The sequence below is a fragment of the Rhizobium sp. EC-SD404 genome, from assembly GCF_902498825.1.
Taxonomy (GTDB): Bacteria; Pseudomonadota; Alphaproteobacteria; order Rhizobiales; family Rhizobiaceae; genus Georhizobium.
Map to the genome: position 1 here is coordinate 1,767,363 of NZ_LR701459.1, position 11,720 is coordinate 1,779,082.

General features: G+C 61.3%; 10 protein-coding genes. All 10 read right to left on the reverse strand.

Translation table 11 applies throughout. The annotated features are described in order from the left end of the window. Position 1: 1 nt before the first annotated feature. The 10 genes from GC125_RS09260 to rfbB all read right to left on the reverse strand — a co-directional run bounded on the left by GC125_RS09260 (position 2) and on the right by rfbB (position 11,674). Positions 2-2,182 (reverse strand): glycosyltransferase family 2 protein, encoded by a 2,181-nt coding sequence (locus tag GC125_RS09260; protein WP_286165445.1) that lies wholly within the window; start codon positions 2,180-2,182, stop codon positions 2-4. A gap of 93 nt (positions 2,183-2,275) precedes the next feature. Further along, positions 2,276-3,403 carry a glycosyltransferase family protein gene (locus tag GC125_RS09265; RefSeq protein ID WP_151985415.1) on the reverse strand — a complete coding sequence of 376 codons (1,128 nt, stop codon included), beginning with the start codon at positions 3,401-3,403 and terminating at the stop codon, positions 2,276-2,278. Then, positions 3,396-4,664: a KpsE/RkpR family capsule polysaccharide export protein gene (locus tag GC125_RS09270; RefSeq protein ID WP_151985416.1), complete on the reverse strand. Its 1,269-nt coding sequence runs from the start codon at positions 4,662-4,664 to the stop codon at positions 3,396-3,398. The genes GC125_RS09265 and GC125_RS09270 overlap by 8 nt, the downstream gene beginning before the upstream one ends. Positions 4,665-4,680: 16 nt before the next feature. Beyond that, on the reverse strand, positions 4,681-5,346 hold the full coding sequence (locus GC125_RS09275) for an ABC transporter ATP-binding protein (RefSeq protein WP_151985417.1): 666 nt from the start codon (positions 5,344-5,346) through the stop codon (positions 4,681-4,683). Between the two features lie 11 nt (positions 5,347-5,357). Then, positions 5,358-6,629, reverse strand: coding sequence for a KpsE/RkpR family capsule polysaccharide export protein (locus GC125_RS09280; protein WP_199864533.1), 1,272 nt, complete (start codon positions 6,627-6,629; stop codon positions 5,358-5,360). A 33-nt stretch (positions 6,630-6,662) separates the two neighbouring features. Then, positions 6,663-7,718 carry a hypothetical protein gene (locus GC125_RS09285; RefSeq protein WP_151985419.1) on the reverse strand — a complete coding sequence of 352 codons (1,056 nt, stop codon included), beginning with the start codon at positions 7,716-7,718 and terminating at the stop codon, positions 6,663-6,665. A 24-nt stretch (positions 7,719-7,742) separates the two neighbouring features. Continuing rightward, positions 7,743-8,573, reverse strand: coding sequence for a class I SAM-dependent methyltransferase (locus GC125_RS09290; RefSeq protein ID WP_286165446.1), 831 nt, complete (start codon positions 8,571-8,573; stop codon positions 7,743-7,745). Positions 8,574-8,763: 190 nt separating this feature from the next. Next, positions 8,764-9,735, reverse strand: a complete 972-nt coding sequence (locus GC125_RS09295) for a sulfotransferase family protein (RefSeq protein ID WP_151985420.1) — start codon at positions 9,733-9,735, stop codon at positions 8,764-8,766. Further along, positions 9,723-10,625: a dTDP-4-dehydrorhamnose reductase gene (rfbD, locus tag GC125_RS09300; protein WP_151985421.1), complete on the reverse strand. Its 903-nt coding sequence runs from the start codon at positions 10,623-10,625 to the stop codon at positions 9,723-9,725. The genes GC125_RS09295 and rfbD overlap by 13 nt, the downstream gene beginning before the upstream one ends. Beyond that, on the reverse strand, positions 10,622-11,674 hold the full coding sequence (rfbB, locus tag GC125_RS09305; protein ID WP_151985422.1) for a dTDP-glucose 4,6-dehydratase: 1,053 nt from the start codon (positions 11,672-11,674) through the stop codon (positions 10,622-10,624). Before rfbB ends, rfbD begins: the two co-directional genes overlap by 4 nt. Positions 11,675-11,720: the final 46 nt, after the last annotated feature.

The following is an 11,720-nucleotide window of genomic DNA, read 5'->3' on the forward strand; positions in this document are numbered from 1 at the left end:
CTTAGTGCTTCGGCAGCCAGTGCCGAGCCTGCGGCAGGTGGTCGAGCTTCTGCAGTTCCGGGTTCGACCGGTCTCGCGAATGCAGCGGGCTCGATGCCGGGTCCACGAAGTGCGTGGTGCGGTGCAGGCGGCGCAGATTGTCCTTTTCGCGCTCGAAACGCACTTTGTTCTCCGGGCTCTTTTCCGAGCCGCGCGTCGCGGACTCGTGGTGGTGCAGGCAGGCAAACGGCGTCCAGATCACCCGCCAACCGGCACGGTAGGCGCGCAGGCAATAGTCCACATCATTGTAGGCGACGGGAAAATTTTCCTCGTCGAACGCGCCGATCTCGGCGCGGCAGTCGCCTGAAATCAGCATCGCTGCCCCGGTAACGCAGCTCATCGAGGAGCGCACATGCAGCCGGTTCATCGGTCCGGGGAAATTCGCCGAACGATTGAGATACCAGTGGCCGGCAAGCCCGCCGAAACCAGCGATCACGCCGGCATGCTGAATCTTATCGTTGGGATAAAGAAGCTTGGCCCCGACGATGCCGGCTTTCTCATACGCCAGACACGCCACCATCTCCTTCATCCAGCTGGGATCGATGACAGAGATGTCGTTGTTCAGGAGCAGGAAATGCTCGCCCTTCGCTTTTGCAATGCCCTGGTTGACGGCGCGGGAGAAGTTGAACTTCGCCGGTTCGATATCGACGGAAATGTTGTCATGGCGCTTCGTCATGTGATCGTAGAGCGCCAGAACCGCGGGGTCGGTCGTGCCGTTGTCGATGATGACGACTTCGAAGTCCGGATAGTCGGTCTTCTCCATCAGATCCGAAAGGCAGCGCTGGATGAGCGGTAGGCCGTTCTTGTTGGGGATGATGACGGAGAGCTTCGGCAGGGCGTTGCGAAGGCGTAGAAACTCGACCTTGTGAAGCGTGTCGGTCAGCGCCGGCACGATATCGACGTCGTCGCCGCGCCTGCCATAGGCCTCCTTCATCGCGCGCCGCGCGCTGTCGGTCGATGGTTCCATGTTCTGGCGCGAATAGGTCCGGCCGTCGCGACGCCACCAATAGGCGGGATAGGGCAGGTGGATCACCTGGTCGTCGGTGAGGTCCGCCAGATAACGCAGCAGCAGATCGTAGTCCTGGGAGCCCTCGAAGCCGGGGCGCAGCCCGCCGAGGTCGCGCAGGCGCTCCGCGCGATAGACCGAAAAATGGTTGATGTAGTTGACGCCGGAAAGCAGCACAGGGTCGTAGGCGGGCTTCGCCATCAGGCTGGTCGGTGTGAGGCGGCCGTCGGTTACCACCTCGTCGGTATAAAGGAATTCGACGCCCGGATTGCGCTCGATCGTGGCGCGGATCAGCGCCAGCGCCGACGGCGCGATCGCATCGTCATGGTCGAGCAGCGCGATCCATTCTCCCGTCGCGACCGCGATGCCCGAATTGGTCGTCTCGGCAATGCCGCGATTGACCGGGTTGCGCACCACGGTCACGTCCTCGAACGCCTCCGCCTTGTCGAGCCAGGCCTGGGTCGTGGAGGAGGGCGATGCATCGTCGGAGAGGATCAGTTCGACCGTGCCCGCCATCTGCTGTCGGAAGGAACGCAGCAATTCGTCCAGATATCGGTCTGGCGCGTTATAGACCGGCACCACGAGGCTGAGGAACGGCTTCTCGGACGGTTCGAACGATAGCTCCGCCGTCTCGATGGCCGCCAGCTGGTAGATTTCTTCCAGATGCTGGGCGAGCTTGTTGGTTTTGCCGAAGCCGAAAGGCAGGCCCGAGAAGATCAGCCGGCTCAGCCGGCCGAACTTGCTGCGAACCGCGCCGGGCGTTCCCTGGCACCAGGCCTCCGCGACAGCTTCGGCCTCGGCCCGGCTGCGGAAGGCGTCGGCGTGGCAAGTAAAGTCGCCCGGCCGGTTGTTCGGATCCAGCCGGATCGAGCGGACAGTGCCGATCCCGCCGACATCGATCAGAATGGCGTGACGGCGCGAACTGCGCGGGTTGAAAGACTGGCGTTCCTTGAAGCCCAGGCCGAAATTCACATAGAGCTGCGGCTCCATCGTGCCTTCTTCGACCGACAGCCGGAAGACGAGATAGCGCTTCTCGCGGATAAAGGGCAGCCGAATGACGAAGCGGGGATCGTCGCCAAGACTGCGCCAGACGACCGGCGGCTCGATTACGGCGAGATCGTTGATCGGCTCAAGCATGATGGCCTGTTTCAAATGGGAATGGAAATTTAGAGCACTTCACCCGCATATGCGCGTGAATCGGCTGCTTTCTGGAAGACTTGCCGCCCATAGTCAACGCGGCGGCGATGGCGAAAGCACCATGTCTGGGAAACGAAGATCATCGGACATGGCGGCCACAACATCGCGCGTCGCCTGTGCGGCCACCTGCCGTCGATATGCATTGTCGGCGAGGTCCAGGAATGTCTCGATCCAGGTGTCCGGGTTGTTGCCGATATGGATCTCGTCCGCATGCCGGCGCGAAGCATAAGCGGGGCTGTCGGAAAAGATCGCTGCTGCGCCAAGGCGGGCGCAATCGATCCGTTTGGTATCGGCGCGCGCGGCGTTCTCGCGATTGTGCATCAACGGCACGGCGAAGATGTCCGCCCCGGTCTCGCGCGAATGGCGGTGGTACTCCGGCCAGCGCATCAATGGAACGATCCGCAACTGGTGCTCCGGGAGGCCGGCAGAAAGCCAGAGCTTCCGATCGTTGCCCTGAGCGAGGATGTCGAACCGCACATTCGGGCGCCGCGCCACCACCCGTTGCGCGATCGGCACCAGAAAGCGGTGTTCCTGACCATGCACGCCGGTGGCGTGGAATGCTACGGTCACCGGGCCTTCGAGTGATTTGGCGCGCAGCGGCAGATGCTCGGCCGTATCCGGGGCAGGCGGCAGCAGCGACACCGGGCGATCCCCCGCTGCGAGCGCTTCCATGAGCGCCGGCGTGGACGCCCACACATGCGTCAACAGCCGGTTCAGCCGACGAAGCGGCAGCAACGTCATCGATGCAAGATAAATGCGGTAATGCCACACCGCTTCGGATCCGGTCAGCAATGCCGCGATGTCATCGTCGATGAAGAGCGCGACACCGGCGAGCTCTGATTGGTGCCGCTCCAGCCAGCGCAACTGTGCCGGTTTGATATAGCGGCAGATGATGACGAAGAGCCCTTCGGGATCGATGCCCTCGAGGCTCTCGCTATCGATGCAGCGCGACTGATAAGGCAGCGGAGACAGTGCCTTGAGGCGGGCATCAAAATAGTAGCTGTAAGTCGGGTTGTTGCCTTTTCGTAGAACGAGAACGCTGCTTACAGCCGCGCGACCCTTCGGCGATGCAAGTGCTCGAGGCCTGGGCACCGCCCGGTAGGCGCGATCGGACCACCGGTCGAAAAGCGACCTTTGTGCGCCAATGACGGCATCAGCCAAGGCGGGTTCTCACGATCGACAGAATGCCGGCCACGATGCCGAAGGCGAGCAGGCTCACGACGAAGATGATCATGCTCCAGAAGGCGCGGCGGGGATACTCCGCCCCGTCCGGCAAGGTCGGCGCAAGGAACGGGTCGAGATACATCAATTGCTGCTGGCTGAGATATTGCAGTTGCTCGAGCGCCGTGATGCTCGCCGTCAGCTGCTGCTCCGCAATCGATTGCTCCAGTGTGAGTTGGGAAAAAACGGTCGACGTATCGGCAAGCGTGGTGCCGCTGCCGCTCGCACTTGCGATCTGCGAGCGCAACTGAGCGATTTGCTGATCTTTCGCTTCTATTTCGCCTGCGAGCACCCGCATCTGCGGCGCATCGCGCGAAACATTATCGCTGACCGCATTCATCCGGCCTTCGAGCTCGATCTTCTCGCCCATCAACTGCGTGAGGAGGGCGGACAGCGACGTGGATGTTTCTTCCACGGCCAGGATGCCCGACTCGTTGCGCGCCGTCTCGAATGCCTGGCGTGCCTGGCTCAGGCTCGCCGTCGCGCGCTCGACCTGATCGCGCGCCGATGCGGTCGCGTCGTTCCAGATTCGGTCGTTCAGGTCGTTGATCAGCGCTTCGGAGGCAGCGACCACCTCCTGTACGAGTGCCCGCGCATCCTCGGCGCTGAAGGCGCGGACCTGCACGGTGATGATGCCGCTCGACGGGCTGATGCCGACATCCACCATGGATTCCCAGTATTCGAGCCGTTCCTCGATCGTCTCGCCTTCGGGCAGGCGCGCCAGCCAGTCGGCCTCGTCCGAGCTGTAGCGCCCAATGAAATCGGCCTCGCGCTCCAGCCGCTCCAGCATGGTGCGGCTGATGATGTAATTGGCGACGATTTGCGTGTCCTGAACGATCTTGGCGGAAGGGATGCCGCTCATATCGCCGAATTGGTCGGCCGCCTGCATCGGCTCGGATGTCCGCACCGTAAAGCGTGTTTCGGACATGTACTGGTCGGACGCGAGCAGCCCGTAGTAAAGACCGCTGGCGATGTTCGGCAAGGCGAAGAAAATCGCGAAGGCGGCGATGAACAGCGCCTTCATGAGCTTGTCGATGCCGCGCGGACGCAGGCCGACCGAGGCATAAAGCTTGCCGCGCTGAGACGTCGTCAAGCGCAGCTTGCGCGCCACCACGGCCAGCGCAGTCGTCGCTTGCTTGTTGCGATCGAGCGCCGACATCGGCTGGCGATCGCCGGTGATCTCGTCGGACCTGTCGCTCATGGATATGCGCCCAGCATCATCGGTTCAGCCTGTAGTAGGTCTCGATCGCATTTTCGACGTCGTCGAAATAGATCGGATGACCATCGACCAGCACGATCCCGCGCTGGCAATAGGATTTGACGGTGCTCATCGAATGCGACACGACGATGAGATCGGCGGTCTCCTGGCGCCGCAGAAACGCTTTTCGGCACTTGGCCTGGAAACGCGCATCGCCGACCGCCGTGATCTCGTCGATGAGATAACAGTCGAATTCTATGGCCATTGAAAGACCGAAGGCGAGGCGGGCCGACATCCCGGACGAATAGGTCTTGATCGGCGCTTTGATGTAGTCGCCGAGCTCGGCGAAATCCTCGACGAATTCCGTCACCTCGCCGACATCGGCGCCATAGGCGCGTGCGACGAATTTGAGGTTGTCGCGCCCCGACATCATCGGGTGGAAGCCGCCGGCGAAGCCAAGGGGCCAGGACACGCGAACGTTGCGCTTGATCTTGCCTGAATTCGGCAGTTCGGAGCCGGAAATCAGCCGGAGTGTCGTCGATTTGCCCGCGCCGTTGACGCCGAGGATGGCGTAGGAATAGCCACGTTCGAAGGCAAGCGTGACCTTGTCCAGGATCATCTTCTTGCGACCCTCGGTCTTGTAGTACTTGGTGACGTTGCGAAGTTCGACCGTGGTTTCCGTCATCAGGCCGCCCCTTAAGTCCGGTGGTCTTCGACGGAGGCGATGATGAGCGCGACGATGCCCCAGGCAATCGCACAGCCGAGCAGAATGAGAAGCGGCATGATGAAACGCTGCGGATAGCGCGCATCTTCCGGAACGCTCGGCTCGACGAACACGGTCACGTAGATCGCCTGACGATCCGCCTCCAATTCCGCCTGCGCGAGATTGCGCCGGGCCGCCTCGTAGAGACCGGACGCCAGCAGGCGCTCCGTTTCGAATTCGGCGAACTCGCGCAAATAGCTGGAAAGGTTGCCGTTTGCGGTGTCACCGGAGGCCAGTTGTCCGCGCAGCTCGGCAATCTGTGCGTCGAGCGCCTGCTGCGTTCTCTCCAACTGGCGCACCTGCGGCGCGTCGCTGATCGAATTCTGGGCAAGCACGAACAGACGGCTGTCGACGGTCAGCTTCTCTTGCAGAAGCCCCGTCAGAAGCTGGCCGGTTTCGGTCGCCTGCGCTTCCGGGCTGAGTATGCTCCGGTCGTTCTGGAAAGCGTTCAGCCGTGTCAGCGCCGTCTCGTAACCCTCGGACGTCGTTGCGACTTCCTGCTCGGCGCGCCGGATGTAGTCGGCGCGCGCGCGTTCCGAGAGCTGATTGACGAGGATTTCGCTCTCCTCGATGATCAACTGGGCCAGTTCACGTGCATCCTCGGGCGAATGGGCGCGCACCCGCAGCGTGATGATACCGGACGGCCCATCGATATAGGTGGTTACCTGATCCGACCAGTAATCCAGAAGATCTTCGCGCGTCGCGTCCTCTGGAAGCCGCGAGAAATAATCGATCTCGTCACGCTGGAAGTAGCTGCGCAGATCGACGCGCTCTTCGACGCGTCGCAAGATTTCGGTCGAGTGAATAAAGCTCGTGACGACATACCCATCCTGCGCCAGCGGGCTCGTCGTCAGAAGCTGGCCGCTGGCATCGCTGCTGGACCCGGATGCGAGGGAGCGCACCGCAAATCGCGTCTCGGCCACATACTGGTCGGTGGCCATGGCGAAATAATAGAAGCAGGCCAGGATGAAGGGCAGAGCAACGCAGACAAGCAGGCTGATCGTGCTCAGCCGCCAGAAGCCGCCGCCGGTCGCCGGCTGCGGAACCGTGGTCTCGGCGTCGATTTCCTTGACGCCGACGGCCGTTCCGCTGGTCGTGCTCGGCATCGTGCCGTCGCCGGTGCGCAGGCTGCGACCGTCGAGCGCCTCGGCGTCGACCTGGAAGGTCCCGGTCTTGTCCTTTTGCGCGGTCTTGGTGGCCGCCATGGGCAGTTCTCCAGCAGGGCACATGAGCCCTGATCAAAGGTCCGCGGTTCGCTTGTAGCTATCAAGGATCGCCTGGCGTGCGAAATGGTAGACGATTATGTCCTTTTCGAGCAATTTCTCGGCAATCGGCAGATCGCGGAGCCGATCGGCGATCGACGCAATCTGCGAAAAGTTGCTCGCTTCGGGCAAGATCGAGGGCTCGACGCCGATGAGTTCGGCTATCGGTTCGATATAGGTCTCCGGCGCCTCGCGCAATCCGACCACTGCGAAACGTGACAACATGTCGACCGCCGCCGGCACCGCATTGGGGCCCAATTTGTCGTCGGTCGTCGTCGTGGCGAGTTGTCGGGTGAGGGGCGCATTCAGGATTTTGAAGACCGGATCGGGCATGAACTTCAGCGCTTCTTTCAGCGAAGACGTCGAACCGAGGTCGACACCAGCGAAGTGCTCGACAGCTGGTCCAAACGTCATTCGGTCCCGGTCTCCAAATATCCCCTGCGGCACCGACTTGAAGCGCTGCAACAGGAACAGGCGCTCGGCCATCTCCATATAGGGATCATTGACGACTGCGAGCGCCTGAAAATCCCGATCGAGAAACTCCGTAAACGTCTTTATCTGCAGTCGCCCAGCCAGATAGATCGACGGCACGGCGTTCAGATGGAACATCTGCTGCACCGTCTCGAGCCCGAAGCGATCCACGCCATCCGCGCCATACTGAAAGCGCGGCTTGATCGCCTTGTCCATCGCGAGGAAGGGAATCATCTGGGTCTCGACACGAACAAGCTTCTTCTTGACGAGATCACCGGTTGGAGCACGTCGGTAGATCAGAAGGCCGGACTTCTGATCCCAGACCGATAGTTCCGTTCGATGTTGGATGTCGAGTAAGAGCGTTTCATCGACGCGGAAGCCGATCATGCCGGTCTCATGTCGCCCCGCGCGAACGACCGCTTCGCGCATTTCGTTGCATTCCATCTCAAACAGCGTGTCGGGACCATCGCGTACGATGATCCTCGGCCGATCTGCGAAGCCGTCCGGAACCAGGTATCCGGTTATTGCCGAGCCCGTGTCGTGTTCGAGATTAAAGAGCAAGAGACCGCTGCTTAAAACTGGATTTCATGACGCTGTCCGTCGCGCAAGGAGCGAAAAACACGGACCATAACGGTGGTGTCTGTCCTCGCCCATGATTTCGATGCTCTTAAAGCCAGAGGACGTCAGAAGCATTAGGAGATCTGTTCGATTCATCCAATAATGCCGGTCGCGCGGCCCACCACAAAAGGATGCGGTTGCAGCTGCTCTTCTGTAGCTTCTTTCATGCAATCTGATGCGCATCGTGTTGTATTCGCGCGCCACGACCTTGCCGGAAAAGGGTTTTTGCCAGCTTTCGCCTTCTTGTGGGTCGTCCGGAAAGTAGTGGGTCCAGAGAAAAACGGCATCGGAGCGAGCGGCAACAAGTTTAAGCAAGTCGATGGGATCGGACATGTGATAGAGCACGCCCGAAGCCACGATGAGATCATATCTGTCAGGGCGCTCTCTCAACCATTTCAGAGCGTCGCCGAGATGGAAGTGCGCGGAACGGAGCCCCAAAATCTCCCGGGTGACGAGACAGCGCAAATAACATTGCTGATTGGCCTCTACCGCATCAATTCGCTCCGCATGCTGCTGGTCGAGCATATATGTATGCATCCCCTCCAGCGGCCCGATTTCCAGCACCCTTTTGCCGGCTAGGGAGCCCATACGCTCCAACATCCATGCGATCCGCGGATCAGCAAACAGCGCCAGTGAACCGGCGGTCAACTGAAGCTCTGCGGGAAAGCTGCTTGTCCAGCCGGGCAGGAGATCGATGGCATTCTGGTGGGAAGGGAAGCCCGGCTCATACTGATCAAAGACAACATCGTCACGAATACGGCGTGAAAATTTCAGGCCGGATTTGGTCAGGTGAACCACAGTAACTCCGAATTCTTCACCGGCGCCGTCGGTTCGGGCGCTGGGCGACTTCTCTTATCACAAAGACCTGCGTGCTCCAGAAGATGTTGGATCGCATGCCAGCGTCCCACCCGGTGCCGGCCTGAAAAGCCTGGAATTGGGGCGGAATGCTCAAGGTCACTTTCAGCTCGGCAAGGGCCTCGATCAGGTTTCAGGGCACGTCGCAGGTCGAATGGCTCGTGGGATCTACGCGCGATTCGGAGCGAAGCCGCGCGAGTTCTGACTGCGACTCCTGCAACCTTGCAGCGATATTTCTGGCTTGCGGGCCAACTGCAACGGCAGCGGTGGTAATCGGCGCAAAGCAGCCTTCCGAAGCGCGAAGCTTGCTTTCGATTTCGGTAAGCGTCCCGAAGATGTTTGGTTCCGCCTCGCCGCCTTCCAACGCCAAAAGCGCTCGATAGGTCTCGTCGACCCATGCGGGCAACACCGATGTCGCCGCACTCTCGGCGTGATGGCGCTGGTCGCGCGACAGAAACGAGCCGATGCCTTTGTCTGAATCCGTCGTACCCACGCTGACCTCGAAACGGTCACCAATCCGATGCGTCACGCCTTGCCAATCCTCCAGCAGATGCTCGAATGTCGTGACGACCCGAGGGGAGTGCCGTGTGAATCGCTCGGCATCGAGTACATGGCGAAGCCAGATGATCTGCCCCAGCGCCTGATGCATCCCGTCGCGCGCTTCGAGAGAGGCGGCGACTTCGGCGGGATGGCGTAGCGGCAGGATCGGCATCGGCTCGATCCCAAGGGCATCGAGCACTTGTCGCCAGAATGGATAGAGGCGGCAGATCCGCGGATCCTTGAGGACGATGACCCCGGCATCCCCGAATTCCTCGGCGAAGATTGCGCGAGCCTCGGGCTCGAAAGCGGTCAACTCGGAAGAGGAAAAGAAACTCTCGTCGATGGCGCGCCAGTCATACCAATAGCTGCCGGCAGCCTTGAGGATGCGGTCGTTCAGATCGCAGATCGGCCGTGATTCCCAATGGCCGAGCGGATTTCCGGCGCCGGCACCAACCAGAGTGCGGGGAAGTTCAGCGCCGAGCAGGGCAAGCACGCGCGTAAGTGCGCTTGTGCCGGATCGGTGCATGCCGAGAATGACAAAGGCGCGACGCCTCAAACCTCGCACCACTGATCCACCGTCCGATCGACATGTGCTGTCCAGTGCGGCATCTGCAGGCCGAAGGTGCGCTCGATCTTGCCAATATTAAGCCGCGAATTGGCAGGACGCTTGGCAGGCGTCGGGTAGTCGGCCGTGGCGATCGGCTTGATGCGCTCGGGGCTCGCCTTTAGGGGGCGGCCATTGGCGATGGCGCGGTCGATGACATGGCGCGCGAACCCATGCCAGCTCGTCTCCCCGGCAGCCACCAGATGGTAAATGCCTGAGATCGTGCGCAGCCGATCCTGATCGAGGCCCGTCGAACCGAGCGCGATCGCCGTCACGTCCGCAATCAGTTCGGCCGAAGTCGGCGCACCGATTTGATCAGCGACGACGGAGAGTTCATCGCGATCGGCGGCAAGCCTGAGCATCGTTGCGGCAAAGTTCTTGCCGCGCCGGGCATAGACCCATGATGTCCGGAAGATCAGGTGCGCGGCGCTTGATCGGAGGATGGCCTCCTCACCGGCGAGCTTCGTTTTGCCGTACACACCGAGCGGGCCGGTCGGATCGTCCTCGTCGTAAAGGCCGTCCTTCGATCCGTCGAAGACATAGTCGGTCGAATAGTGGACGAGGCAGGCGCCAAGGTCGCGTGCGGTTTCCGCAAGTGCGGCGACGCTGAGATGATTGACCCGATCCGCTGAAGCCTGATCGTCCTCCGCTTTATCGACGGCGGTATAGGCAGTGGCATTGACGATCACCTTAGGGCGCGACGAAAGCTGCTCGAGCGCCGGGCAAACCGCATCGGGATCGTTCAGATCGAGCCGGCTGCGATCGAGCACGTCGGTCAGGCCGAGGGGAGCGAGCGCCCGTTTCAGTTCGTAGCCGACCTGTCCGTTTCCCCCAATCAGCACCACACTCATGCGTATTGCTTCTCCAGCCAGTTCTTGTAGGCACCGGATGTGACGCGGTCGACCCAGCCCTGGTTGGCGAGGTACCAGTCGACGGTGCGGGCGATGCCGGTGTCGAAGGTTTCTGCAGGCTGCCAGTTCAGTTCGGTCGCGATCTTGGTGGCGTCGATGGCGTAGCGCTTGTCGTGGCCGGGTCGGTCGCGGACATGGGTGATCTGCGTGGCGTAGCCCTGGCCGTCGGCGCGCGGCCGGCGTTCGTCGAGAAGCGCGCAGATGGTGCGTACCACCTCGATGTTGGTCTTCTCGTTGAAGCCGCCGATATTGTACTTCTCGCCGAGCCGACCGGCTTCGAGCACCCGGCGGATCGCCGAGCAGTGGTCGCCGACATAGAGCCAGTCGCGGATCTGCGTGCCATCGCCATAGACGGGCAGGGGCTCGCCCTTGAGCGCCCGGTGGATGACGAGCGGGATCAGCTTCTCGGGGAAATGATAGGGGCCGTAATTGTTGGAGCAGTTGGTGATGATCACCGGCAGCCCGTAGGTGTGGTGATAGGCGCGGGCAAAATGATCCGCCGCCGCCTTGGAGGCCGAATAGGGGCTGTTCGGCTCGTAGGTGTTGGTTTCCGAAAACGCCGGCGCATCGGGGTCGAGCGAGCCGTAGACCTCGTCAGTCGAGACATGGATGAAGCGGCGACCTTCTGAGGCAGCGTTCGGCCCCCAGGCATGGCGGGCGGCTTCGAGCAGGCGGAAGGTGCCGGTGACGTTGGTGTCGAGAAAGGCTTCCGGACCATGGATCGAACGATCCACATGGCTTTCGGCGGCAAAATGGACGACGGCACGAATATCGTCGGCGGCGAAGATCGTCTTCAGCGCGTCGGCGTCGCAGATGTCGGCCTGGACGAAGCGGTGGGCCGGATTGCCCTTGAGCGATGCCAGATTGTCCATGTTGCCGGCATAGGTGAGCTTGTCGAGATTGATGACAGGCTCATCGTTCGCCTGGAGCCAGTCGAGGACGAAATTGCTGCCGATGAAACCGGCACCGCCGGTGACGAGAATGGTCATTTAAAAAGCTGTCCTGTCGTCTCTCGAACCCAACCGACGGAGAAGG

What these genes read in the sequence shown, in the direction of transcription:
- GC125_RS09260 (WP_286165445.1), bottom strand. Translation starts at nt 2,182, where the DNA reads ATGCTTGAGCCGATCAACGATCTCGCCGTAATCGAGCCGCCGGTCGTC.
- GC125_RS09270 (WP_151985416.1), bottom strand. Translation starts at nt 4,664, where the DNA reads ATGAGCGACAGGTCCGACGAGATCACCGGCGATCGCCAGCCGATGTCG.
- GC125_RS09275 (WP_151985417.1), bottom strand. Translation starts at nt 5,346, where the DNA reads ATGACGGAAACCACGGTCGAACTTCGCAACGTCACCAAGTACTACAAG.
- GC125_RS09280 (WP_199864533.1), bottom strand. Translation starts at nt 6,629, where the DNA reads ATGGCGGCCACCAAGACCGCGCAAAAGGACAAGACCGGGACCTTCCAG.
- rfbD (WP_151985421.1), bottom strand. Translation starts at nt 10,625, where the DNA reads ATGAGTGTGGTGCTGATTGGGGGAAACGGACAGGTCGGCTACGAACTG.
- rfbB (WP_151985422.1), bottom strand. Translation starts at nt 11,674, where the DNA reads ATGACCATTCTCGTCACCGGCGGTGCCGGTTTCATCGGCAGCAATTTC.